The organism is Enterococcus sp. AZ141 (genome assembly GCF_051714385.1).
Lineage (GTDB): Bacteria > Bacillota > Bacilli > Lactobacillales > Enterococcaceae > Enterococcus_D > Enterococcus_D entomosocium.
Genome location: NZ_JBIORT010000001.1, coordinates 1763126 through 1788506 on the forward strand (window position 1 = coordinate 1763126; position 25381 = coordinate 1788506).

The 25381-nt window shown below is 43.7% G+C and carries 18 protein-coding genes; 15 read left to right on the plus strand and 3 right to left on the minus strand.

All coding sequences use genetic code 11. The features are described 5' to 3' along the window. Positions 1 to 2 precede the first annotated feature (2 nt). On the minus strand, positions 3 to 1181 hold the full coding sequence (locus IGI89_RS08260; RefSeq protein WP_005234059.1) for an ROK family transcriptional regulator: 1179 nt from the start codon (positions 1179 to 1181) through the stop codon (positions 3 to 5). Positions 1182 to 1431: 250 nt separating this feature from the next. Between IGI89_RS08260 and xylB the strand changes: the two genes are divergently transcribed. The 10 genes from xylB (at position 1432) to IGI89_RS08310 (ending at position 16771) form a co-directional block, all read left to right on the plus strand. Continuing rightward, positions 1432 to 2928, plus strand: coding sequence for a xylulokinase (xylB, locus tag IGI89_RS08265; protein ID WP_101699321.1), 1497 nt, complete (start codon positions 1432 to 1434; stop codon positions 2926 to 2928). Positions 2929 to 3045: 117 nt separating this feature from the next. Beyond that, positions 3046 to 4353 carry a xylose isomerase gene (gene xylA / locus IGI89_RS08270; RefSeq protein WP_008380597.1) on the plus strand — a complete coding sequence of 436 codons (1308 nt, stop codon included), beginning with the start codon at positions 3046 to 3048 and terminating at the stop codon, positions 4351 to 4353. A gap of 141 nt (positions 4354 to 4494) precedes the next feature. Continuing rightward, positions 4495 to 5961 carry a glycoside hydrolase family 1 protein gene (locus tag IGI89_RS08275; protein WP_438735524.1) on the plus strand — a complete coding sequence of 489 codons (1467 nt, stop codon included), beginning with the start codon at positions 4495 to 4497 and terminating at the stop codon, positions 5959 to 5961. Positions 5962 to 5997: 36 nt separating this feature from the next. After that, positions 5998 to 7404 (plus strand): response regulator, encoded by a 1407-nt coding sequence (locus IGI89_RS08280; protein WP_315037331.1) that lies wholly within the window; start codon positions 5998 to 6000, stop codon positions 7402 to 7404. Positions 7405 to 7765: 361 nt separating this feature from the next. Next, positions 7766 to 8596 (plus strand): BglG family transcription antiterminator LicT, encoded by an 831-nt coding sequence (licT, locus tag IGI89_RS08285; protein WP_016621645.1) that lies wholly within the window; start codon positions 7766 to 7768, stop codon positions 8594 to 8596. A gap of 111 nt (positions 8597 to 8707) precedes the next feature. Continuing rightward, the gene (locus IGI89_RS08290; protein WP_438735525.1) at positions 8708 to 10558 is read left to right on the plus strand and encodes a beta-glucoside-specific PTS transporter subunit IIABC; all 1851 of its coding nucleotides are present in this window, start codon (positions 8708 to 8710) and stop codon (positions 10556 to 10558) included. Positions 10559 to 10568: 10 nt separating this feature from the next. Then, positions 10569 to 11996 (plus strand): 6-phospho-beta-glucosidase, encoded by a 1428-nt coding sequence (locus IGI89_RS08295; protein ID WP_042890499.1) that lies wholly within the window; start codon positions 10569 to 10571, stop codon positions 11994 to 11996. A gap of 144 nt (positions 11997 to 12140) precedes the next feature. Continuing rightward, complete coding sequence (locus tag IGI89_RS08300) at positions 12141 to 13040, plus strand: ROK family protein (protein WP_016612767.1); 900 nt, start codon at positions 12141 to 12143, stop codon at positions 13038 to 13040. Next, positions 13037 to 15307 carry an alpha-xylosidase gene (gene yicI, locus IGI89_RS08305; RefSeq protein ID WP_438735526.1) on the plus strand — a complete coding sequence of 757 codons (2271 nt, stop codon included), beginning with the start codon at positions 13037 to 13039 and terminating at the stop codon, positions 15305 to 15307. Before IGI89_RS08300 ends, yicI begins: the two co-directional genes overlap by 4 nt. Next, positions 15308 to 16771 (plus strand): glycoside hydrolase family 43 protein, encoded by a 1464-nt coding sequence (locus IGI89_RS08310; protein WP_313151033.1) that lies wholly within the window; start codon positions 15308 to 15310, stop codon positions 16769 to 16771. 58 nt (positions 16772 to 16829) lie between these two features. On the opposite strand, the gene IGI89_RS08315 is transcribed toward IGI89_RS08310, so the two are convergent. Together IGI89_RS08315 and IGI89_RS08320 are read right to left on the minus strand one after the other, a co-directional pair. Beyond that, positions 16830 to 18626, minus strand: a complete 1797-nt coding sequence (locus IGI89_RS08315; protein WP_438735527.1) for a sensor histidine kinase — start codon at positions 18624 to 18626, stop codon at positions 16830 to 16832. Then, positions 18623 to 19228, minus strand: a complete 606-nt coding sequence (locus IGI89_RS08320; RefSeq protein ID WP_005234068.1) for a YesL family protein — start codon at positions 19226 to 19228, stop codon at positions 18623 to 18625. The genes IGI89_RS08315 and IGI89_RS08320 overlap by 4 nt, the downstream gene beginning before the upstream one ends. 235 nt (positions 19229 to 19463) lie before the next feature. On the opposite strand from IGI89_RS08320, the gene IGI89_RS08325 reads away from it, so the two are divergent. From IGI89_RS08325 to IGI89_RS08345, 5 genes are all read left to right on the plus strand, one after another. Next, positions 19464 to 20405 carry an ABC transporter permease gene (locus tag IGI89_RS08325; protein WP_005228459.1) on the plus strand — a complete coding sequence of 314 codons (942 nt, stop codon included), beginning with the start codon at positions 19464 to 19466 and terminating at the stop codon, positions 20403 to 20405. Positions 20406 to 20420: 15 nt separating this feature from the next. Beyond that, positions 20421 to 21353, plus strand: a complete 933-nt coding sequence (locus tag IGI89_RS08330) for a carbohydrate ABC transporter permease (RefSeq protein ID WP_005234069.1) — start codon at positions 20421 to 20423, stop codon at positions 21351 to 21353. A 21-nt stretch (positions 21354 to 21374) separates the two neighbouring features. After that, positions 21375 to 23123, plus strand: a complete 1749-nt coding sequence (locus tag IGI89_RS08335; protein WP_016612762.1) for an ABC transporter solute-binding protein — start codon at positions 21375 to 21377, stop codon at positions 23121 to 23123. A gap of 138 nt (positions 23124 to 23261) precedes the next feature. After that, complete coding sequence (locus IGI89_RS08340; RefSeq protein WP_005234072.1) at positions 23262 to 23918, plus strand: SGNH/GDSL hydrolase family protein; 657 nt, start codon at positions 23262 to 23264, stop codon at positions 23916 to 23918. After that, positions 23915 to 25381, plus strand: a complete 1467-nt coding sequence (locus IGI89_RS08345) for an alpha-L-fucosidase (RefSeq protein WP_430617467.1) — start codon at positions 23915 to 23917, stop codon at positions 25379 to 25381. Before IGI89_RS08340 ends, IGI89_RS08345 begins: the two co-directional genes overlap by 4 nt.

The following is a 25381-nucleotide window of genomic DNA, read 5'->3' on the forward strand; positions in this document are numbered from 1 at the left end:
ATTTAACGGATCGCACGGGAGAGATCAAGTGCCGCAAAGCGCAAATCGTTGATATTTAAGAAATGTTTTGCCACTAAAACGTTGCCGCCAAATAACGGGGCTTGATCGCCTAATCGACTGTTTTTGATCTTCGTGTTTTTGGTGAACTGGCTGGTCAATTTTTGCTGCAGCGCCAGCAATAAATCAGGAATTTTGCGATAGATCGAGCTGTTGATATAGACTTCTTCGGGATCAGAAAAAGTGATGACATTATTCAGCCCAATACTAAGAAACTCAACATTTTGTTGCGCCAATTCGACTGCTGATTTTTCTCCGGCATGATAGGCTTGTGCAAAGGTATCCGAATTAACGAACGCAGTTTTTGTATAGTGACTGTAGGTGTCAAACAAGACTTTGTTCGACGCATATTGCTCTAAGCAGCCTCGATTGCCGCAAGGGCACAAGTTGCCGTGAGGAAAGAGCGTAGAATGACCAACTTCCCCCGCCATGCCGTGAGTACCGGTTTGCAGCTGCCCATCAACGATGATTCCGACACCGATCCCACTATGGACGCTGACGCTCAGTAAATTCGTGGAATCAGAAGAAAAACAGTACTCGCCTAAAGCCGTCAGATTGGCTTCGTTCTCTATATAGACCGCCGTATTGTATTTTTGGCTCAAAGGGGCGATCAAATCAAAGTGTTCCAAGTCGTAGTAGGGGGCAAAGGTGATCGTCTGATTGTGAACGATGCCGTGGATCGCCAAACAGATTCCTACTAATCCATGAGTGGTTTGCGGCATTTGCGGCCAAAATTCTTTCATCATGGAATCGATCGTCGCCAGTACATTTTCTTTGGTGATCAATTCATGGGAATGATCGGCGGAGGCGATCATCTCGCCATTGATATAAGAAAGCATTCCACGAACATAGTTATAGCCGATGTCAAAGGTAACAGCTAAGCTGCTGCGGTGATTGAATTGCAATTGAATCGGTTTGCGACCACCGATCGAAGTGGAATCCCCAATGCCGACTTCGCGAACGAAGTCCGTGTCGATCAGTTTTTTGGTTATTTGAGAAACAGACGCTTTATTGAGATGGGTCAAATTTGATACTTCCGCTCGTGACACATTTTCATTGTCAATGATCGTCTTCAATACAGCCGCTTCATTTTGTTCGCGTATGCCCATTTTATTGATAATCATGTGTTCTCCTCTTCATAGATGTGATTAGTGTTAGTTTACCGTGCAAATTAATATTGTGCAAGCTGAAGAATAAAGAAAAGAGGAAGAATGTAGGAGCAGCAGTTTGAGAACGAAAATCAAAGAAAGAATCGTTGAAAGCGCTTGACAGAAATACGAGAATCGTTTACTATCCAATTAGTTAGTTTTGAATGCTAATTAACCGATTGAGAGGCAATGGTTAACTGCTTCAAACAGAGGAAGGAGAGAAGAGATGGCTTATTTTTTAGGGTTGGATCTAGGAACAAGTGCGTTAAAAGGCTTAGTTTTTGATCAAACCGGGGAACTCCAAGGAACAGCAAGTGTTGACTATCCATTGTCATCCCCTAGACCGGGGTTCAGTGAGCAAGAGCCTGTGCATTGGCAAGAGGCGGCAGATAAGGTAATCAAAACCTTGATCCAGCAGCTTCCAACGTTGCAGAAAGAATTGATCGGCATCAGCTTTTCCGGGCAAATGCATAGTCTTGTTTTATTGGATGAAGAAAACCGAGTCATTCGTCCGGCAATATTATGGAATGACGTTCGAACCACCAAACAATGTCAAGCGATCATGGCATCCTTTGGAGAGGAAATAAAAGCAATCACCAAGAATATTGCTTTGGAAGGGTTCACCTTACCCAAAATTTTATGGGTCCAAGAACACGAGCCTGAACATTGGCAACAAGTTCGTCACATGATGTTGCCAAAAGACTACTTGGCTTTTTGGCTGACTGGTAACTATTCGATGGATTATTCTGATGCGGCGGGTACGTTACTGCTGGATATCGAAAAGAAGTGCTGGTCTGAAGCCATTCTAGAAAAATTCGCAATCGCATCGGATTTACTGCCGCCGCTTTTTGAATCAGCAGCGCCTGTAGGGAAAATGCGAAAAGAACTGCAAGAAGCCTTTGGCTTTGAACAAGAGGTGACGATCTATGCAGGTGGCGCAGACAATGCCTGTGCTGCATTAGGTTCAGGGATCATCGCCGAAGGTGTCGGCATGGTGTCGATTGGCACTAGCGGTGTGTTCTTATCCTTTGAAGAAGCGCAAGAGGTTGATTATCAAGGCGATCTACACCTTTTCCGTCATGCGATCAAAGACAAGTTGTATTCAATGGGGGTCACGTTAGCCGCTGGAAATTCCTTAAGCTGGTATCGTGATACGTTTGCCCCAAACCAATCGTTTCAGGAATTGCTTTCAGCGATCAGTGAGGTAAAACCGGGGGCAGAAGGCCTGCTGTTTACGCCTTATATCGTGGGCGAACGCACACCACATACCGACAGCCAAATCAGGGGAAGTTTTATTGGCATTGACACACGGCATCGCGAAAAGCATTTCAGTCGTGCCGTCTTAGAAGGGATCACCTTCTCTCTGAAAGATTCCCAAATGATCATGGAAGAACGAGCACAGCGGAAATTCACCCAGATCGTTTCTGTGGGGGGCGGTGCGAAAAATGCCGAATGGCTGCAAATGCAAGCCGATATTTTTAATGCAGAAATGCTGACTTTATCTACTGAACAAGGTCCAGGTATGGGCGCAGCAATGCTGGCAGCAATCGGCAGCGGCATTTATCCAGATGCGGCCGCTTGTGTTAACGCCTTTGTCAAATACAGCAAGGCCATTGCACCGATTCCTGAAAATGTCGCCAAATACCAAGAAATCTATGCGATCTACCGGACCGTCTACCAGCAAACCGCGCCTATCTGCCATGCGTTGGCGCAAATCGAATAGCATAATGGCAGCAGAAAATCTGCTTGATTAAAGCGAGGAATCGTTTTTGGTTCTAAATGATTGGAACCAAGTAAGTTAGTTTATTACACTAAAAAACATAAAATGGAGGCAACAACAATGACTTATTTCCCAGAAATCGAAAAAATCCGCTACGAAGGTCCTAAAACAGACAATATGTTTGCATTTCGCCACTACGATGCCGAAGAAGTTGTTTTAGGCAAGAAAATGAAAGATCATCTACGTTTTGCAATCGCCTATTGGCATACGATGACGCAAGACGGCTCTGATCCTTTCGGCGCACCCGTCAACAAACGGACGTGGATCGGTGACACCGAAATGGAAACAGCGAAAAATCGAGTAGAAGCCTTCTTCGAGATTTGTGAAAAACTAGGAGCAGAATTCTTCTGTTTCCATGATGTTGACGTGGCACCTGCGGGAGAAACGTTAGAAGAATTTTTCCAAAACTTAGACGAAATCACCGATTTGATCAAAGAAAAAATGGAACAAACGGGGATCAAACTATTATGGAATACAGCAAATATGTTCTCACATCCTCGTTTCAATAACGGCGCTGCTTCCACCAATAATGCGGAAGTTTACGCGTATGCAGCAGCCCAAGTTAAAAAAGGCTTAGATATCTCGAAAAAATTAGGCGGTGAAAACTATGTCTTCTGGGGCGGCCGTGAAGGCTATGAAACCTTGTTGAATACAGACATGAAATTTGAACAAGACAACATCGCCCGTCTATTCAAAATGGCGATCGCTTATGGCGAAAAAATCGGTCATAAACCGCAGTTCTTATTAGAGCCGAAACCAAAAGAACCATCAAAGCACCAATATGATTTTGATGCAGCGACAACGATGGCCTTCATTCAGCACTACGGCTTAGAAGGAGATTTCAAATTAAACCTAGAAGCCAATCATGCAACATTAGCTGGCCATACCTTTGAACATGAAATCGCCGTTGCCCGTAGCTATAACGCATTAGGCTCACTGGATGCCAACCAAGGAGATATGCTGTTAGGATGGGATACGGATGAATTTCCAACCAACGTTTTTGACTCGACACTCGCTTTATACGAAGTCTTAGAAAACGGCGGCATCGCACCGGGAGGAATCAACTTCGATTCTAAAGTCCGTCGTTCGTCATTTGAAATGGAAGATCTGTTGTTAGCCCACATCGCTGGTATGGATACGTATGCCCGAGCGTTAAAAGCAGCAGCGAAACTGAAAGAAGACCGCTTCTTAGACGAGTTGAAGGAAAAACGGTACGCCTCGTTCCAAGAAGGCATCGGAGCGAAGATCGTTGCTGATGAGGAAAACTTAGAAACACTGACAGATTACGCATTGGCGCATGATCAAATCGAATTAGAATCCAGCCACATTGAATATGTGAAATCTCGTTTGAATGATTACCTGTTTTAATAAGAAACGACTGTCGTTCTGAGGAGCGACAGTTTTTTCACCTAAAAAAAATCTTTTGGCAATTGTTACGAATCAACCAAATTATGATACGATAAAATGTAACCGATTTAACTCGGTTTAGGAATTGAAGGAGGCAACTTGATGTTTCACACAAACTTAGATCCTTTCCCAGAAAACTTCTTATGGGGGGCGGCTTCGGCGGCCTATCAAATTGAAGGTGCATGGGCAGAAGACGGCAAAGGTCCGTCGATTTGGGATACCTATGCCCAAATTCCCGGCAATACCTTTGAGGAAACCAACGGCAAAGTGGCGATCGATCACTACCATCGATACAAAGAAGATGTTGCCTTGATGAAGCAAATGGGCTTGAAAGCCTATCGCTTCAGCGTGGCGTGGTCGCGAATCGTGCCTGATGGCGAAGGTGCGGTCAATGAAGCTGGTGTGGCGTTTTACGAAAAGCTGGTGGACGAATTGCTTCGGCAAGGAGTAGAACCGATTTTGACGCTGTATCATTGGGATCTTCCTCAGGCTTTGCAAGACAAATACCAAGGATGGGAGGGACGAGAAACAGCAGCGGCATTTGAACGGTATTGCCGAATCCTTTTTGAACGCTTAGGAAAGAAAGTCACCTATTGGGTCACCATGAATGAACAAAATGTCTTCACTTCTCTTGGGTACCGTTGGGCGGCACATCCACCGGGCTTGAAGGACTTAAAACGGATGTATGCAGCCAATCATATCATCAACCTTGCCAATGCAAAGGCAATTAATTTGTTCCATGAGCTGGTTCCACAGGGCAAGATTGGTCCAAGTTTTGGCTATGGTCCGATGTATCCGTTTAGCTGTGACCCAGAAGATGTGCTGGCTGTAGAAAATGGCGAAGCCTTCAACAACGCGTGGTTTTTAGATGTCTATTGCAAAGGCGAATACCCGAAATTTGTCTACAAGCAATTAGCCAAAGTCGGTCTGGCTCCTGAAGTCACTCCAGAAGATCAAGCACTATTAAAACAGGCAAAACCTGACTTCTTAGGGATCAATTACTATCACGGTGGAACGGCCCAACAAAACAATTTGCAAAAGCAGTCAGCTGAAAAGAAAGAATTTTCTAAAGTCGATCCGTATTTGATGCAAGCGGCAGCTGGCGAGTTCTCACCAGAAGAAACCATGTTTGCGACGGCGGAAAATCCCCACTTGAAAAAAACAGATTGGGGCTGGGAGATCGATCCCGTTGGTTTCCGTGTAGCCTTGCGACGTATCCAAGCCAATTATGACTTGCCGATTTTTATTACTGAAAATGGGTTAGGCGCCATCGATCAATTGACAGAAGACAAACAGATCCATGATCCATACCGCATTACCTATTTGCAGGAACATCTGGTGGAACTGCAAAAGGCTATCACGGATGGGGTTGAGCTGATCGGCTATTGTGCTTGGTCCTTTACAGATCTACTAAGTTGGTTGAATGGATACCAAAAACGCTATGGGTTTGTTTATGTCGATCGCGACAATCAAAACGAACGTCAGTTGGCGCGCATCCCGAAGGATAGTTTTTATTGGTATCAAGAGGTGATTCGCACCAATGGGGCAAGTTTGACAAGTGAAACATGATGTAACGAAGGAGTAGCTGAAAATGGAGGTTGGAAAATGCGTAAAGTGTTGATCGTTGATGATGAAGCATCGATCCGAAATGGACTGCCTCTGATCATCGATTGGGAACGTCTGGGGTATCAAATCGTCGGGTCGGCGGAAAACGGCGAAGCTGGCTTGGCAATGATCCGCGAATTGAAGCCAGACGTTGTGATCGCTGATATCCGTATGCCGGGAAAAAATGGTCTTGAGATGGTGCAAGCAGCATCGGAGGAAGGGCTTTTGTTTTTTGCCATTATTTTGTCCGGCTACTCAGATTTTGACTATGCCAAGCAAGCGTTGCAACTGGGCGCTGTGACCTATTTGCTGAAACCAGTTGATGAAGAAGAGCTGATCGGTATTTTGACGAAAATCGATCAAAAAGCCAAGACCGATCAGCAGAAAAATCAGAAGAGTCAGTTGATGGAGAAATTGTTTGGCGGGGATCAAACGGGGATCAAAGACGCACAAGCCATCAAGCTATTGCGACTTTCCGAGGAGGCAGATGCCCAAAAGCTGGTTGAGAAATTGCAGGAGCAAGTGGCGCAAGTCATCACCTTGATCCATCGGCATCATCGGTATTTGGTTTTGTTAAACGAGGAACGCTTTCCCGACGAGGCGATCGATGCGTGGTGCCGCAAAAAAATGGCTCATCAAGAGATCTTGATCTCCCGCTGGTTTGCGGCGCAAGAGAACTTGAAGCCATTGATGATCGATATCCAGACATTAAGTAAATTGATTTTCTTATTTCCCAATCAAGTCATTTCTCACCATGTTTTGGATACGACCCAAGAAGCAGAAGAACGAAGCGATTTGCGTGAAGAATTAGTAAAAGCGATTTTGGCAAACGATCCGTTGGAACAGCCGTTATTCCGCTATTATCAAACCTTTTATCATTTATTGGCATTGGAAGAAGAGATCAAATGGCAAGTCAATGGCGACATCGAATGGCTGCAGCATCAAATCAGTGAAAAAGTAGCATTAGCGATCGAATGGTCGACAGACGAAGTGCATCAGCAGATTTTTCTCGCCCAAACGTTTCCGATGCTACAAGAGGTGATCACCGAAAAACTAGCAGACTTGCAAGCAACAGTCGCCAGCAGTTTGAACCAAATCGATATCATTGCAGAATTGATCCAATACACAAAAAAGCATTATCAAGAAGATTTGACCTTGAAAAAAATCGGGGAACGTTTCAATTACAATAGTGCCTATCTAGGCAAGAAGTTTCGCAAAGAAACCGGTAAAAATTATTTGGCGTTCTTGGATGAAGTACGAATGGAAAAAGCGGTGGAAATCTTACGTCATTCCAATCTAATGGTCTACGAAGTTGCTGAATTGGTGGGCTACAGCAATGTTGATTATTTCTATAAAAAGTTCAAACAATACCATCGGGTTTCACCGAATGAGTTTCGAAAAACATAAGAAAATTCGCTGATACATGAGCAGCTGTTTTTCAGGAAAACAGCCCATCGAATGGGCAATGAAAAGAGAAATTTGTTAAAAGAAAAAGCGGCATTACAGGTTCGCATGGCGGTAGCAAGAGACAACGCGTCTTTTTCTGTCGCCACTTTTTTGAATAATCTCGTCAGAAACCCATACAAGAAAATGCTTTAAAAAGCTATTGACGTCGTTTTCATTTTGAAGTATAGTAAGTGCATCGGATCGTTACTGATAATGCAGGCGTGACCACAGGTATGAGATTTTCTCCATTCGTTTGTTTTGGAAAAAGATCATAGCTAGTTGGTGACGTTATTTTTTTGTTTTATTTTAGGAGGTGTTGACCATGGAAATCGTCAAAGTATTTAATAATAATGCTTCATTAGTCCTGAACGACAATCACCAAGAAGAAGTTGTGATGGGGAGCGGCATCGGCTTTGGTTTGAAGCCAGGCGACACTGTCGATCAAAAGAAAATAGAAAAGCGATTCATCATTAACGACCAAAAAAGCATTGCAGATTTGGAACAGCTGCTTAAACGGATTGAATATCGTGATCTGCAACTGGCCAGCGATATTTTAAAATTGTTTGAGGAAGCGTTTCAATGCGAAAGCAATCCTGCACTGCTAGTGGCACTTGCAGACCATATCGGTTTTGCTCTGACGAGGGCAAGTGAAGGGATGAAAATTCAAACACCCCTAGAATGGGAATTAAAGCAGGTGTACCCGAAAGAATATGAAATTGGTCTTCAAGCGGTTGAGCTGATGCAAAAGCGAACACATCTGAATATTCCGCAAGATGAGGCTGCTTTTATTACGCTGCATTTCGTGAATTTTTTAGGCGATAACAACGGAATGGAAGAAACAATGCTGATTTCCAAAGTCATGAAAGATATTTTGACGATCATCAATTATCATTATGGCAAAGAATTCAGACAAGACTCTATTTATTTTTCCCGATTCATCACTCACATTCGCTATTTTGTTAAACGACAGATGAGCAATGAGCTACCAGCTCAACCAGCGTCTAGTTTATTAGATGTGATTCAATTGAAATATCCGTTGGATTATGAGTGTGCTATGAAAATCAAGCAATTTCTGGAAAATAGGTATCAGTGGGAAATCACTGAAGATGAAGTGTTGTATTTAACCTTACATTTAAATCGATTGGCATCTTAACGGATCGTTACTGGTAAAGCAGGCGTGACCTAGAGTGAGCACTCAAACGAGTCTTTTGTTTGAGGTGTCTTCTAGATCACGCTTTTTATTATACGCAAAAGGAGAATAACTATGAAATTTGAAAACGAAAGTGCCGCAATCATTCGCTTGATCGGTGGTGAAAAAAATATCGACAGCTTGGTTCATTGTGCAACGAGATTGCGTTTTGGCTTGAAGGATGACACCAAGGCCAATAAAGGGGAACTTCAAAAACTGCCCTATGTGATGTCCGTTGTACAAAGCGGAGGACAATATCAAGTCGTAATCGGCAGCAATGTATCAGATTACTATGCGACGATCTCAGCTATGGCTGGGTTATCAGATCAAGAAACAGGTTCTTCGAAAAAAACAAGTTTTAATTTGAACGCCGTATTTGAAATTATCTCAGGTGCTTTTTCTCCTTTAATTCCTGCTCTAGCAGGTTCGGGGATGCTAAAAGCACTGCTGACGGTTTTGACCCAATTTAATTGGTTATCAGCAGAATCTTCTACTTATGTCATTTTGAGTGCCGCGAGTAATGCAATATTTTATTTTTTACCGATTTTCTTAGGGATCACGTTGACGAAAAGATTAGGTGCCAACATGTACGTTGGCGGCGTGATTGGTGCAGCATTGTTGGAACCTCAGTTTACTGGGTTGATTGGCGTGGAAAATACAAATTTCTTGGGGTTACCAGTTCAAGCCGTGGACTATGCCACAACCCTATTTCCGATTTTCGCGGCTATCTTTATTTATCAATTTGTAGATAAATTTTTGAAAAAGATTATTTATAAAGACATTCAATTGTTTGCCGTACCAATGCTTAGTTTGATGATCATGATTCCATTGACTGTTATCCTTTTTGGTCCATTCGGCACCTTTTTCGGGGATCTTTTATCAGGAAGTGTAATGTGGTTATTTGAAAAAAGCCGGATCCTTTCAGGTATCGTTTTAGGGGGTGGGATGACCTTCATGGTTATGTTTGGTTTGCACTGGGGCTTTACACCTGTAACGTTAGATAATCTGACAAGATTAGGTGGAGACCCTATTGAAGGAATGGCATTGGCCGCTGTTTTTGCTCAAATCGGGATTGCAGTTGGCTTCTTCTTACGAGCGAAAAAACATTCGAAAATGCGGGCTTTGGCAGGCCCAGTTGCATTGACTGGCTTCTTTGCCGGCGTGACAGAGCCCATCGTCTATGGGATTATTCTTCGTTACAAAAGACTTTTGCCGATCGTAGCTATTTCCGGTGGTTTGGGCGGAGCGGTGTTAGGCGCTTTTGGTGTGACGATGAATGCGTATGTTTTCCATAATATTTTTTCCTTGCCTGTTTACAGTCCTTTGGTGGGCTATCTGATCGGAATCACCGTTTCATTGTTGTCGGGTGCTTTACTGGCTTACTTCTTCGGTGTGAAGGAAAGTGAATTAACAGAATTTGAAGCAGAGCCTGAATCAGTGGCAGAAAGTATCTTAACCAATTCAGCAACTCCGATTTATTCACCGGTAAAAGGACAAGTGATGCCATTAGCAGAAGTTGAAGACGATGTGTTCGCCAGCGGAATCGCTGGACAAGGAATTGCAGTCATCCCCGATGAAGGAATCATTCGGGCACCTTTTGCGGGCACTGTTGTTGCTGTTTTCCCTTCTAAGCATGCGATTGGTATCAAATCTGATCAAGGAGTTGAATTATTGATCCATGTCGGGTTGAATACCGTGAATCTAAATGGTGAGTTTTTTGATGTTAACGTCGAAAATGGTGCGACAATTGCCCGAGGAGATCGTTTGTTGACCTTTGACCGGCAGGCGATTCTGGACAAAGGCTATCAATTATCGACACCCGTGATCGTTACAAATTGTGGACCAGATACAGTAATCGAGTACGAAACAACAATCGGAACAATTAAAACAGAAGGGATTCTGTTTACCGTAAACAATGAAGGATAGGAGTTTGAAAATGAAAGAAAACTTTTTATGGGGCGGTGCGATCTCCGCTCATCAAGTGGAAGGTGCTTGGCAAGAAGGCGGGAAAGGGATCAGTATTGCCGATGTGATGACAGCAGGAACGAAAGATCGTCCTCGGAAAATTACCAACACAATCTTGCCTGAGGAATATTACCCGAATCATGAAGGCATTGATTTTTATCATCGTTATCCAGAAGATATCAAACTCTTTGCGGAAATGGGTTTTAAAGCTTTGCGAATCAGTATTGCATGGACACGAATTTTTCCTTTAGGAGATGAACAACTACCGAACGAAGAAGGGCTGCATTTTTACGATCAGGTCTTTGATGAGATGCAAAAATATGGAATAGAACCTGTTGTAACGTTGTCTCATTTCGAGATGCCCTATCATTTAGTTGAAACCTATGGGGCTTGGCGCAACAGAAAGATGATCGGATTTTTTGAACGTTTTGCGCAAACTGTTATGGAACGCTACAAAGAAAAAGTGCGGTATTGGCTAACATTTAACGAGATCAACAATCAGCGGATCATCGATAATCCAATTTACAGTTTTACCAATTCTGGTGTGATCTTTGACGAGGATGAGGAGAAACTAGCAGGCATGTACCAAGCCGCTCACTATCAGTTTGTTGCTTCTGCTCGTGTTGTCACAGCTGCGAAAAAAATTAATCCTGAGTTTCAAATTGGCTGCTGTTTAGCTGCCACGCCTAATTACCCGCTGACTTCTGATCCTCGTGATCAATTGTTAGCACAACAAGAAGATAATAATCAACTCTATTTCACAGATGTACACGTTCGCGGACACTACCCAAAAAGAATTCTCAATGAATGGCAGAAAAAAGGGTACACGATCGATGTGACAGAAGCCGATCTTGATGATTTGGCAAAGGGCACCGTTGATTATATCGGTATTACTTATTATTTAAGCAATACAGTATCTACCCGCTCAGATGCAAACTATCTACATGATCCTTTGTTGGGCAGCAGTGTGCTAACAACGAATCCTTATGCAACGATGACAGAATGGGGCTGGACGATTGACCACATTGGTTTGCGCTATATGCTGAATCTTTTGCAGGACCGTTATGAACTGCCGATTTTCATTGTGGAAAATGGCTTTGGTTTTAATGACCAAATGACAGAAACCGGCATTCATGATCCCGAACGGATTGACTATTTAGCAGAACACATCAAACAAATGATGCTTGCCATCGAGGAAGACGGCATTGATGTGATTGGGTATACAGCATGGGGCTGTATTGATCTCATCTCATTTACTACAGGTGAAATGCGAAAAAGATATGGGTTCATCTATGTAGACCGTGACAATGAAGGGAATGGTTCGTTTGATCGAATCAAGAAAGATTCTTTTGATTGGTATAAGGAAGTCATTGCTTCAAATGGAGCAATGCTGAAATAAAAAAGAAGTATCCTATTGCCTATCGGAGACAGAAAAAAGCTAATTTTTATAGTAAGAAAGTCTATTCTGAGAAGTAGGCTTTCTTTTTTTTCTTTTATATAATTTAAATGAAACTGTAAGCGCTTTTTGAACGGAGGAGGAGAAATGACAGATGTACGCCTGTGCTTTGATGTAGGCGGGACCTATATCAAATTCGGGGTTTTTACCGAGAAGAATCAATGGCTGGACCGAGGCAAAATCAAAACCCCGAGTAATACGCGGGATGAATTTTTTGCTGCCTTAGCTGCCAAAATACAAGAAGTCGAGCAAGCGCATGTTATCGAAGGGATCGGGCTGAGTTTTCCTGGTTTCATTGATTCAGTCAATGGCCGAGCGATCATGGCGGGGGCGTTGGCTCCTTTACACGGCTGTGCTGTCGTACAAGAGCTACAGCAGCGTTTAACCAAGCCCTATCCGATCTGGATCGAAAATGATGCGAAATGTGCTGCTTTAGCAGAACTTTCGACCGGAAATGCTGCTGACGTACAAGATTTTGTCATGATCACATTAGGCACCGGTATTGGTGGCGCGCTCGTTCATCAGCGCCAGTTGATTCACGGAAATGGGTTTCGGGCAGGAGAATTCGGAATGATGATCACTGATTTTCAAGCATCTTCTTTTGCGACCCTCCATGATCTAGCTTCAACGAGAGGGCTGATTGCTGCCTATCGACGAGCAAAAGCGATTCCTGAATCAGAGGAGATTTTAGGAGAAACCATCATGCAGCAGCGGTCGAGTGATCCTGAAACGCAGGAGATTCTGAAACAGTGGGCACATTATGTCGCACTTGCGATTTACAACCTAGCTGTCACGATGAATCCCGAAAGAATACTGATCGGCGGCGGCATCAGCCAAAACCCTGATCTATTAGCTATAATCAAACAAGCAATCAATGAGAACCCCCATTGGCCGGACTTCCAAGTGCCGATCGAGACTTGTCGTTACTATAATGATTCTGGTCTGTTAGGGGCGTTGACATTGATCCAACAAGGAGGAAAAAAATGAAATTTTCAGATGGCGGTTGGTTATTTCGTGAAGGATTTGATGTGAAATTTGCGGTGCATGTCTACGATGCCCGTAAAGAAGAAAACAAATTGGTCTTATATCTGCCTTATAGCTATGTCGGGCATAAAGGGGCAACACTGGATGGCGGATTGTTAACGATGGAAGTCACTACCCCTAGAACCAATATCATTGGGATCACCCTCTACAATTATAAAGGGGTCCAAGCCAAAGCCCCCAACTTTGAATTGATGACAGAAGAGATCACTCCTGATATTTCAGAGGATGAGCAATCATATGTTTTTCGCTCGGGAGACTTGCAAGTCGTGATCAGCAAAGAGGAAAATGTGACAGCTTCGTTTTATTACAAAGAACAGCTGATTACCCAAAGCAAACCTCGCAGCAAAGCCTTAGTGATTGATCCGCAAGCAAATACCCATATCAGCGAACAGTTGACCCTGGATGTGGGAGAAACGATCTATGGTTTAGGGGAACGCTTTACTAATTTCGTGAAAAATGGCCAAAGTGTTGATATTTGGAATGCCGACGGGGGCACTGGTACGGAGCAAGCTTACAAAAATATTCCGTTTTATGTAAGTAATAAAGGGTATGGCGTCTTTGTCAATTCACCCGACCGGGTGCAATTTGAAGTGGGGAGTGAAAAAGTTTCTCGTGTTCAATTCAGCAATCCAGGACAAACGCTGCAGTACTTTGTGATCGCCGGTGATGAGTTAAAACAAGTGATCCAGCGCTACACTGATTTGACGGGGAAACCGTCGCTGCCACCTGCGTGGTCCTTTGGGTTGTGGCTAAGTACCTCGTTCTTGACGGATTATGATGAACAAACCGTAACATCTTTTGTAGACGGTATGGCAGAACGTGAGATTCCCCTTGAGGTCTTTCATTTTGACTGCTTATGGATGAAGGAATACGAGTGGTGCAACTTCACGTGGGACGAACGAACTTTCCCAGAACCGGAAAAAATGCTGCAGCGCTTGAAAGCCAAAGGATTGAAAATCTGTGTCTGGATCAATCCGTACATTGGGCAAAAATCACCCTTGTTTGACGAAGGGATGGCCAATGGCTACTTTTTGAAACGCGCCAATGGAGATGTCTGGCAATGGGACAAATGGCAAGCAGGTTTGGCGATCGTCGACTTCACCAACCCTGAAGCGGTCGCTTGGTACAATAGCAAGCTGCGTGCCTTATTAGACATGGGTGTGGATTGCTTCAAAACGGATTTTGGTGAACGGATTCCCACCGATGCGGTGTACTATGACGGCTCTGATCCAGAAAAAATGCACAATTATTACGCCTACCTATACAATAAAGTCGTCTTTGACTTGCTGAAAGAAGTCAAGGGAGCAGAAGAAGCCATCGTTTTTGCGCGGGCAGCTTCGGTTGGTTCGCAACGCTTGCCTGTACACTGGGGTGGCGACAGTACCTCAGATTATCCATCAATGGCAGAGTCACTGCGGGCAGGTCTGTCCTTTGGGTTAGGCGGCTTTGGGTATTGGAGCCACGATATCTCAGGGTTTGAAGCTGGCTCAACCCCAGACCTTTACAAGCGCTGGACACAATTTGGTCTGCTGTCTTCCCATAGCCGTTACCATGGCAGCTGGGAATACAAAGTGCCTTGGGTTTATGACGACGAAGCCGTGGTGGTAGCCAAAGCCTTTACCAAGTTAAAATTGTCCTTGATGCCTTACTTGCAAGCTCAATCGGTGCTAACCGCCCAAACGGGGATTCCGATGATGCGGGCGATGGTCTTAGAGTTTCCTGAAGACGAGATGACCCATCATTTGGATCGCCAATACATGCTGGGGGAACACCTTTTAGTTGCGCCCATTTTTAATGATCAAGGAACGGTCTCCTTTTACGTACCGAAGACGAAGGGGCATTGGATCGACTATTTATCTGGCAAAGCTTACGAGGGCGGACGTTGGTACCAAGAAACCTATGATTATTTCCACTTGCCACTGTTAGTCCGACCAAATCAACTGATTATCGAAGGCCATGAACAAACCAAAGCAGTCTATGACTATGCCGAACATCCAACGATCCATCTCTTTGATCCGCAAGACAAGACCGCTGCGGCTATCTATGATCACCACGGTGAGTGGATTGGCGAGGTGGCTGTTGAAAGAGTCGATCAAGAACTGATCGTCAAGCTGACAGGGATCCAGCAAGCATCCTTGCAGATTCACACGACTGCTGGAAAAACGAGCCATAAGCTGACGGCTGACCAAACCACGATAAAGGAGTTCTAGATGCCGATGCGAACCATCACGAATCCAATTTTACCTGGATTTCATCCAGATCCCAGTATTTGCCGTGTCGGTGAAGACTTTTATCTGGTGACGAGTACTTTTGAATATTTTCCTGGATTACCAATTTATCACAGTAAAAACTTGGCAGACTGGCAGCTGATTGGTCATGGACTTTCGCGACCTGAGCAGCTGCAGTTATCGACGAAAAATCCCAATGCTTTTGGTCTGTATGCCCCAACCTTGCGTTTTATCAAGGACCGCTTTTACCTCGTTTGTACCAACGTTGGGGCAAACGAAGGAAGAGAAGGCAACTTTCTGATCTGGACAGATGACATCGCCGGTGAATGGTCTGACCCGATTTGGCTGGACACCCCTGGGATCGACCCGACGATTTTCGCAGATGACGATGGGCAGACCTATTACTTAGGCACCCATAAGGAGATCTATCTGCGGACGATCAATTTGGCTTCTGGAGAATTAGGTCCGCGCCAAAACATTTGGACAGGCAGCGGAGCGGCTGATCCAGAAGGCCCCCACTTGTATAAAAAAGACGGCTATTACTACCTGTTGATCTCCGAAGGTGGAACGTCCTATGGTCATATGCTGACCATGGCCCGCAGTCGTTCCTTGACGGGACCCTATGAAGCATGCCCCAACATTCCAGTGATGACCAATCGCAGCACGAATCTGCCGCTGCAAGCTACAGGGCATGCGGACCTCGTGCAAGATACCCAAGGCAACTGGTGGGCAGTTTGTCTGGCAGTACGCCCCATCAGCTATCCTTTGAGGCATTTGCTAGGTCGGGAAACATGCCTGCTACCGGTGGACTGGTCAAACCCATGGCCGGTGTTTGGCGAGGAAGGTCACTTGCCAGAAATCATTCAGGTAGACACAGCGGCGGCACCAAAGGAAACACAAAAGAAGAGCAGCAAGCCTGATTACGTGACTTTATTCGAATGGGACCCGACGTTGATTGAAGAAGAGCCGCATGGCTTCTTGCTGCATCCTAATCAGACGGGTCTATCTGATCAAGGCAAACTCGCCGCAGTGTTCCAACGGCAAACCGCCTTTGAGCAACAATTTCAGGCAACCTTTGATTGTCGGCAACTAACGGATGGACAAGCAGGATTGACGGTTTTCTTAAATGCCACCCATCACTATGAGGGATACCTAGAAAAAACGGCGTCCAGTCAGCAGCTAGTTTTCCGCCGACAAATCGGTTCCTTATGGAAAGTGGAAAAGAAACTGCCTTATGCAGCGGATACAGTCACCTTGCAGCTGAGCGCCGATAAAGAAACCTATCGTTTTTCTGTTCTTGATGAACAAGGACAAGCACAGCCTTTAGGCAGTGGAGAAACAAAATATCTGACCACTGAGGTCGGTGGTGTCTTTACTGGAATCATGGTGGGCTGTTACGCCAGTGCTTCTTCACCACAACAAACCGTTCGTGTGCGGGATTTCTAATCAATCAAAAGCCCCCCTTCGATTTCTGAAACAGGAATCGAAGGGGGGCTTTACTGTTTTAGCGAGGAGAAAATGAATCTTGGCTTAGATCGTGGATCCGCAAGGTAACTTGTGTGCCACTGCCCAGCACACTCTCGATCGTCAAGCCGTATTCAGGTCCATAAAACATTTTGACCCGATGATTGACATTGGCTAGCCCAATGTTCTTTTTGGCATGGGTGGAGGGCGTCTTGATTTTTTGCTGCAAGTGTTCGAGTTTTTCTGGCGGTATCCCGCTGCCGTTGTCTTGTACCACGATTACCAGATCATGGCCGTCTTTGGTGATCGTCAAACGGACAAACCCTGGATAGGTGATGCCTTCCAAGCCATGGGAGATGGCGTTTTCCACCAATGGTTGAATCAGGAGGGGCAATATTTGGACTTCTTTTTGGTCGATCTCATTGGAGACTGAATAGGAAAAGTTGACTCGATCGCCAAAGCGCATCCGCTGGATCTTGACATACACGTGAACCGCGTCTAAGGACTCTTCTAAGCTCGTTCGCTTGGTTCCGTGGGCTTCTAGCGTATAGCGCATCGATTTTGCAAGTAACTTGATGGCATAAACGACGTCAGAATTGCCAGAAGTCAGCGCCATCATACGAATCGTTTCTAATGTATTGAACAAGAAGTGGGGGTTGATCTGCCCCGCTAAGATATTAAATTCCATTTGCTGCTGCTGAGTCAATAGCTCTTGCTGCGCCAGACGCGAGCGGTAGATCTCTTCTTCTTTTTTCTTGATTCGTTGAATGATCTTATGGAAATCAAGAGAGATCTGAGAAATTTCGTCTTCGCCGCTAATATTTTGAAAGAAATCATAATCCTCGATCGAGGCAAAGTAGACCGCCTGCTGCAGTTGAGAAATTCGTTTGGTAAAGAATCGAGCAAACAGAAAGACGATGATGAAAGTAGTGATCAAAATCACCAAAACGATCGTGCTCCAACGGATCAGATTGGCGCGTAGATTGATATAGGCATTTGTATCCGCACTATAAATTGTGATGATGTCTTCTTTGTTACTCATGGGTAAGGTGCTTTTGGTGAGCATCACCTTGGTACCATCATCTTTTAAAAAGGCAGCACTCGTTTGCGGCTCAGAAAGAGTCGTAAGCTGTCCCGGTTCACCGACTTGATTGATTTTGTCGCTATAAAAGATGACATCATCATTTAACTGTAATTCCAATTCATAGGATGAATTACGAAGTCGGTTGCTGAGATAATTATAATCGACTTGGATCTCCAAAACGGCAGTTTCTTTTGATAAAGGCAAAGGCAACGTTTTATAAAGACTCAAACGATTTGCTTTGTAATCCTCTGGCATCGTCATCAAAAAAGCATCGGGTTGCTTGAGGGCTCGTTGGTACCAGGCGGTCGCTTGAATTGTGTCATCTGCCTGTTGAAAATATTTATAGTTCGGAATGGTTTGATTCGTCGTATAGATAGTTAATTTCGCAATCGAGGTTTGAAGATTTCTGATCTCATCTAGCTGATCATAGCTATTGATGTCCACGATCGCTTCTTGGTCGTCAAGGTAATTTGCAGTTAAAAGCTGACGTAGATGAGTATCGTTTGATAAGGAACTCGCCGTGTTGGTCAGCGTGTTTGTTGTATCAAAAAGAACAGATTTGACACGCTGAGCATTTAACTCAGCCAAGTGTTGGTAATTGCCTGTCAGCTGCTTGGTTGAATCGTAGACCAATAAGAGACCAATAGTCACTGTGGATAAAAAAACAACAGGCAGATAAAGAATGAATAATTGTCGCCGAATGGAAAACTGACTCAGACGACGAAAAAGTGAGAGATGACTGATTTTTTTCATGCTTGCTGATTACGAAAGATGGAAAGCAACAGGAACGAACTACAATAAATAACGAAAGAAAAACCAAAAATCAACAAGAGGAATTTAAACAACGGAAATAAAACAACAAAACAAAACGCAGCGATAGGAATAAGCGCGAGGGCTAACGAACGGATAGGGTCCGCGATCGGTAACAGAAACGCGTTTTTTAATGTTTGCCTAAAGCTGTTTTCATAACGTCCAATTAACGCAAGGCAATAGACTAATACAATAAACAGATAAATAGCTGTAACAATTAGAACGAAAGCAAAAATACTGGCAAGAATGGTTTTTGAGGAAAACCAAAACAAGCTACTATACAGTAGTGCTACCATGGGGAGCCCAAGAAGGAGAAAACTACCGGTGGCTTTCATAAAGTTTGCTCGTAGCGCTCGCACATAGCCTACAATCAATTCACCACGCTCCTCATCCGCATAACGAATCGTCACTTCATAAAGGGCAGCTGTCGCAGCACCAATCGTAATAATTGGCAAACAGCTAATGATATATAGTAAATTTAACAATGTGAATTGTGAAAAAACGGTGGTTATTTTGTACAGTTGGCCATCAGGATTGTACTTCATTTTTATCCCTCCAAAATTGATATATTCCTATAGTACTCGCAAAAAACAAATTTTGAAAGCCTTACCATATGGGCGTCTTTTATCTGAAACCTTGATGTATCAGCATTCTTTATAAATAAAAGAAAAATAAAGTCTAAAATGTACGGATTGACCTCTATTTTTAACAGGTGGCAAATGAGATTTCAGGTGCTAGTATTAAAAATGTAAAAGCGGTTACAAAAAAAGGGGGAGGAAAATGGAAAGTAAACTAAGCAGTGTCCCAAGAAAAAATAAGCGGGTGACACGAGAAGGGAAGATTTTGTTTTTATGTATCGTTCCCTTTCTGATTCTCGTGTTTTTGTTCTCTTATTTTCCTTTGCACGGATGGATTTATTCACTTTATGATTACAAACCAGCATTAGGTTTAGCGCGCAGCGAGTTTGTAGGCTTCAAATGGTTTCGACTTCTTGTCTCTAGTCCAACACAAGTGGATCAGATCGTACAAGTAATGAAAAACACCTTTGCCATGAGTTTTTTAGGGATCGCCACTTCGATCCTACCAGTAGGCTTCGCCATTTTATTGAACGAAATCAAGTGCAAATGGTTTAAAAACTTGGTCCAAACGCTGACCACGCTGCCGAATTTTATCAGTTGGGTTTTGGTGTATACGATCGCCTTTAGCTTGTTTTCTTCAACAGGGCTGGTAAACACGTTGCTGCAAGAATGGGGCTTCGTTACAGATCCAGTCAAATTTTTGGATAGCGGCAATCATACGTGGCTAATGATGTGTCTTTGGAATATTTGGAAAGGCTTGGGCTGGGGTGCCATCATGTATCTGGCAGGCATTTCAGGAATTGACCCCGAATTGTATGAATCGGCGCGAATCGATGGGGCGAATCGTTTCCACCTGATGCGTCATATCACACTACCTGCCTTGATGCCGACGTTTCTTGTGATGCTGATGCTGTCTATCGCCAACTTGTTGAACAACGGGATGGATCAGTACTTTGTTTTCCAAAATGCATTCAATCGAAATACGATCCAAGTCCTCGATTTGTATGTCTACAATTTAGGGATGGGTGGAAATAGTCTATCTCTGGCTACCGCGATCAGTATGCTAAAAAGTGTCATTTCTGTTGCCTTGTTAGCCATCGTCAATATTGCGTCGAAAAAAATTCGGGGGACTTCCATTATTTAGGAGAGGAGGATATCTATGGAACTATCGATTAGTGAAAAGAAAAAGGCGAAAAAAGTACCCAAACGTGAAAACCTGACGTTTAGTATCCTCAATTATACCTTTTTCTTTCTGATTACGTTGATTTGTGCGTATCCTTTTTATTACTTGATTATTAATTCAATCAGTAATAATGAGTTGAGTGCGTTAGGACAAATTCGCTTTTTTCCACAAGAGATCCATTTTGAAAACTACAGTCAAGTGTTACAACTAAAAGGGTTGCCATTAGCCGCAACCGTTTCGGTGGCTAGAACGGTGATTGGAACAGCAGCAACCGTCTTAGCTTCAGCCTTCTTAGGCTTTATGTTTACCCAAGAAAAAATGTGGAAACGAAAATTTTGGTATCGCTTTGTCGTGATTACAATGTATTTCAATGCAGGGCTGATTCCATTATTCATCACGATGAAGACATTAGGTTTAACGAATAATTTTTGGGTCTATATTTTGCCGGCTGTCGTTCAGCCTTTTAACATCATCTTAGTGAAAACCTATATTGAGTCAATCCCCAAATCGTTGCAAGAAGCAGCTGAAATGGATGGAGCTGGCATCATTCAAGTATTCTTTCGGGTAATTTTACCCAACTGTACGCCGATTTTAGCAACAGTCGCGATCTTCTCGGCAGTTGGTCAATGGAATTCTTTCCAAGATACACTGATTTACATTACGGATCAAAGTCTCTACTCCTTGCAATACCTTCTTTATACGTATATCAATCAAGCCAATTCGTTGGCACAAATGGTCAAAAATACATCGGGATCACTTTCCAGTATCGCTTCAGCTGCAACAACGCAGACACCGACTTCGATTCGCATGACCGTTTCAGTCATTGTTGTTTTACCAATCATGTTTATTTATCCGCTTTTCCAGAAATATTTTGTCAAAGGAATTATGTTGGGTGCGGTGAAAGGTTAATAAAAAGAAAGAGGGAAGAAAATGAAAAAAATGTCGAAATATGTAACAACAGGTTTGTTAGGCATGACATTGCTAGGTAGTTTAGCCGGCTGTGGAGGAGCGGCTGACTCTGACACAGACGCTGCTTCCAGCGAAAGTGGCTACGATGAAACGATCACGATCGATGTCTATAATGGGCTAGCCAACTATATGGGGATGCAAGAAGGTTGGTTTGCCAAAATCGTGCGGGATAAATTCAATATGGAATTGAACATCATCGCACCAAACGTTGCTGGCAACGGAGACACTCTTTATCAAACGAGGACGGCAGCAGGTGATTTGGGCGATTTGATCATTGTTGATAATGGCCAACAATACAACGAATTGGTTGAAGCTGGTTTGTTGACCGATGCGAGCGAGTATTATGAAACTATGGAAAATGTTCAGCGCTTCGATGCGGCTGTTCAAAATCTAAACAAAGATGCCGATGGTCTATATGGCTTTCCAACTTCCGTTTCTACATTAAAAGCCACCGATCCTTCAGAAGGATTAGATCCTACATTTGGTGCTTATGTGCGTTGGGATCTTTATGGGGAGCAAGGATATCCAGAAATCGGTACATTGGAAGACCTGCTTCCTGTGATTCAAAAAATGCAAGAAGACAATCCAACAACAGATTCTGGGAAAAAAGTTTATGGGTTTTCTCTATTCAGCGATTGGGACGGCAACATGATGAATGCAGGCAAACAGCTGGTCACCTACTATGGGTACGATGAATCAGGTTTTGTCTTGGCAAAAGCGGATGGTTCTGATTATCAAAGCATTCTCGATAGTGATTCTGAATATATTCGCGCACTTAAGTTTTATTTCCAAGCCAATCAAATGGGCTTAGTGGATCCAGAATCAACGACGCAAAATTACGATACACTTTTTGCCAAATTCCAAGAAGGACAAGTCTTATTCTCATGGTGGCCTTGGTTAGGTCAAGCGGCTTTTAATACGACTACGAACTTGAATGAAGGAAAAGGCTTTATGTTGGCACCGATTCAAGACCAAAAAATCTTCTCTTATGGTGCGGAAGTTTACGGTGGCAAACAATTTATCGGGATCGGTTCAAATGCCGAAGACCCAGAGCGAATCGCAGCCTTTATTGACTGGCTCTACTCTTCAGAAGGCGTGTTAGCAAATTCTTCTCAAACAAGCGGTAGTAGTGGCCCTGAAGGCTTAACTTGGGAAATGAAAGATGGCGAGCCTGTCTTAACTGAGTTTGGGAAACAAGCTTTGCTAGATGGCGATGGGGATGTGCCAGAAGAATATGGTGGCGGAAGTTACAAAGATGGTGTATCCGCGCTAAACGTCAATACGGTATTACCGATCGATATCAATCCTGATACCGGCTTCCCATATGCTTATACGATGTGGGAAAGCTATCAAAATGAAACAACCGATCCTGTAAAAGAAGATTGGTCAAAAAATATGGGTGGTGCAGAATCGACCATTGGCTATTTAGAGGAGAACGACCAATTGTTAGTTGCCCCTGGTGCCAGCTATGTAGCGCCAGAAGATAGTTCAGAGATCTCTACGTTGCGGAACCAAGCCAAAGCGACAATCATCGAGTACTCTTGGCGAATGGTTTTTGCCAAAGATGAAGCAGAATTTGACCAATTGCTAAAAGAAATGCAAGAAACAGCAGACGGATTAGGCTATCAAACAGTGCTAGAATTTGACATGAATAATGCGAAAGATCAAAACGAAAAACGGGTAGAAGTAGCGAAAGAATTTGGGGACTAATCAAAAACAAAGAATAATAAAAATGGTTGGTCAACGGTTCCTTGACAAAAGTGAGCAAACAGCGTTTGGTTAAGCAATCACTTAAGAAGATTGATCCAGCACCAGCGGATCAGTCTTCTTTCTTTAAGGAGGAAAACAATGATAGTGGATAAAAAAGATCGTCTGCTTTTTATGGGGGATTCGATCACAGATAGTAATCGAAATTATCAAGCGATACCTGCGGGATGGTCGTCATGGGGGGACGGCTATGTTCATCTGATCAACGCCTATACCACAGCATTACTCCCACAAATGGAATTAATGATCGTTAACCGAGGCATCAGTGGAGATACAGTCGTCGATTTGAAGAAGCGTTGGAAGGATGATGTATTGGCATTTCAACCAGATTGGGTAACGATCATGATCGGTGTAAATGATGTGTGGCGGCATTTTGATGGCACATTTGCTCAAACGGAACTGGTGGGGATTGAAAGATTTGAATCAGAGTTGCGTGATTTGATCGCTCAGACATTACCGAGTGTCAAAGGAATGATTCTCTTGACCCCGTTTATGGTTGAAGCCAACAAAGAAGATCCACTAAGAGAAATGCTTACCAACTACCAACACGTGCTTGCTAAAGTAGCGCAAGAGTATGGTATCCTTTTAGGAGATACGCAGGAAAAGTTTGATGATTTTTTGCTTTATCAGTCATCCTATGTCTTAAGCAGTGATCGTGTGCATCCGTCGACTGCAGGACATGTGTTGATTGCAAAAACATGGCTGGAAACAGTCGGTATTTTGGAGGAAAGACCATGATCACAGTAGAAACGATCCACCAAGTCGCGCATCAAGGCCCCTTTTTCCCAAATTGGCAGTCATTGGGCGCTTTTGTTCTACCAGAATGGTTCCCCAAAGCAAAATTCGGGGTCTTCATTCATTGGGGATTGTATAGTGTTCCTGCATTTAATAACGAGTGGTACTCCAGAAATATGTACATCAAAGACCATCCGGAATACGATCACCATATCAACACCTACGGTCCGCAAAAAAACTTCGGCTACAAAGACTTTATTCCCATATTTACTGCAGAAAAATTCGATGCAAATGAGTGGATTCGACTGATCAAACAAGCCGGTGCCAATTATCTTTTTCCCGTTGCAGAACATCACGATGGGTTTCAGATGTACAAAAGCGAGCTTTCTGAATGGAATGCGGCAGTTATGGGACCGAAAAAAGATATTCTTGCGGAATTAAAAGAAGCAGCTGAGGAACAAGGCCTGCATTTTTGCACCTCATCTCATCGTGCCGAACATTGGTTTTTCATGGGACATGGTAAGGAATTGGACAGCGACATCAAGGAACCGTTAGCAAAAGGCGACTTTTATTGGCCTGCTATGCCAGAACCTGATAATCAAGATTTGTATAGCGAGCCATATCCCTCAAAAGAGTTTTTAGATGATTGGCTACTGCGAACCTGTGAACTCGTCGACAACTATCAACCAGAGCTGCTGTATTTTGATTGGTGGATCCAACACGAAGCCTTCAAGGAGCACCTGCAAGTTTTCGCTGCTTACTATTACAATCGTGGGGCTGAATGGGGCAAAAAAGTTGGTATCTGCTACAAACACGATGCCATGATGTTTGGTAGTGGTATTGTGGAGATCGAACGGGGAAAATTTGCCGAACCACAACCTTTTTACTGGCAAACAGATACAGCGATCGCTCGCAATTCATGGTGTTATACCACAACGTTGGATTACAAAACAACGCGTGAGATTTTACAGGATTTGATCGAAGTCGTCAGTAAAAATGGCAATCTTCTTTTGAATATCGGGCCGAAAGGGAATGGTTCGATCCCAGAAAAAGATCAAACGATCTTAAAAGAAATCGGTGCGTGGCTGGATGTAAACGGTGAAGCCATTTATGAAGCGAAACCATGGCGCAAAGCCGGGGAAGGTCCCACGACCGTTGTCTCAGGCCAATTTCAAGAGGCACAGGCGACGACATACACGAGCCAGGATTTCCGCTTTACGGTTCAGGGGGATTCGTTGTATGCTATTGGCATGGCAAGTCCTGAGAATGGACACGCAAGGATCCAAGCACTGGCCCAGTCTAAAGATCAAAATTTGCCAGAATTTCACGGCATCATCCAAACCGTGACGATTCTAGGACACGAAGAACAGCCTATTGATTGGCAAGTGACCGATGAAGGCTTGCAACTAACTTTTGAACCAATTGAAACCGACCAACCAATCGTCTATAAAATTACAATGAAATGA

What these genes read in the sequence shown, in the direction of transcription:
- IGI89_RS08345 (WP_430617467.1), top strand. Translation starts at nt 23,915, where the DNA reads ATGATCACAGTAGAAACGATCCACCAAGTCGCGCATCAAGGCCCCTTT.
- licT (WP_016621645.1), top strand. Translation starts at nt 7,766, where the DNA reads ATGGAAATCGTCAAAGTATTTAATAATAATGCTTCATTAGTCCTGAAC.
- IGI89_RS08310 (WP_313151033.1), top strand. Translation starts at nt 15,308, where the DNA reads ATGCCGATGCGAACCATCACGAATCCAATTTTACCTGGATTTCATCCA.
- IGI89_RS08295 (WP_042890499.1), top strand. Translation starts at nt 10,569, where the DNA reads ATGAAAGAAAACTTTTTATGGGGCGGTGCGATCTCCGCTCATCAAGTG.
- IGI89_RS08260 (WP_005234059.1), bottom strand. Translation starts at nt 1,181, where the DNA reads ATGATTATCAATAAAATGGGCATACGCGAACAAAATGAAGCGGCTGTA.
- xylB (WP_101699321.1), top strand. Translation starts at nt 1,432, where the DNA reads ATGGCTTATTTTTTAGGGTTGGATCTAGGAACAAGTGCGTTAAAAGGC.
- IGI89_RS08275 (WP_438735524.1), top strand. Translation starts at nt 4,495, where the DNA reads ATGTTTCACACAAACTTAGATCCTTTCCCAGAAAACTTCTTATGGGGG.
- IGI89_RS08330 (WP_005234069.1), top strand. Translation starts at nt 20,421, where the DNA reads ATGGAACTATCGATTAGTGAAAAGAAAAAGGCGAAAAAAGTACCCAAA.
- yicI (WP_438735526.1), top strand. Translation starts at nt 13,037, where the DNA reads ATGAAATTTTCAGATGGCGGTTGGTTATTTCGTGAAGGATTTGATGTG.
- IGI89_RS08290 (WP_438735525.1), top strand. Translation starts at nt 8,708, where the DNA reads ATGAAATTTGAAAACGAAAGTGCCGCAATCATTCGCTTGATCGGTGGT.
- IGI89_RS08280 (WP_315037331.1), top strand. Translation starts at nt 5,998, where the DNA reads ATGCGTAAAGTGTTGATCGTTGATGATGAAGCATCGATCCGAAATGGA.
- IGI89_RS08300 (WP_016612767.1), top strand. Translation starts at nt 12,141, where the DNA reads ATGACAGATGTACGCCTGTGCTTTGATGTAGGCGGGACCTATATCAAA.
- IGI89_RS08315 (WP_438735527.1), bottom strand. Translation starts at nt 18,626, where the DNA reads ATGAAAAAAATCAGTCATCTCTCACTTTTTCGTCGTCTGAGTCAGTTT.
- IGI89_RS08335 (WP_016612762.1), top strand. Translation starts at nt 21,375, where the DNA reads ATGAAAAAAATGTCGAAATATGTAACAACAGGTTTGTTAGGCATGACA.
- xylA (WP_008380597.1), top strand. Translation starts at nt 3,046, where the DNA reads ATGACTTATTTCCCAGAAATCGAAAAAATCCGCTACGAAGGTCCTAAA.
- IGI89_RS08340 (WP_005234072.1), top strand. Translation starts at nt 23,262, where the DNA reads ATGATAGTGGATAAAAAAGATCGTCTGCTTTTTATGGGGGATTCGATC.
- IGI89_RS08320 (WP_005234068.1), bottom strand. Translation starts at nt 19,228, where the DNA reads ATGAAGTACAATCCTGATGGCCAACTGTACAAAATAACCACCGTTTTT.
- IGI89_RS08325 (WP_005228459.1), top strand. Translation starts at nt 19,464, where the DNA reads ATGGAAAGTAAACTAAGCAGTGTCCCAAGAAAAAATAAGCGGGTGACA.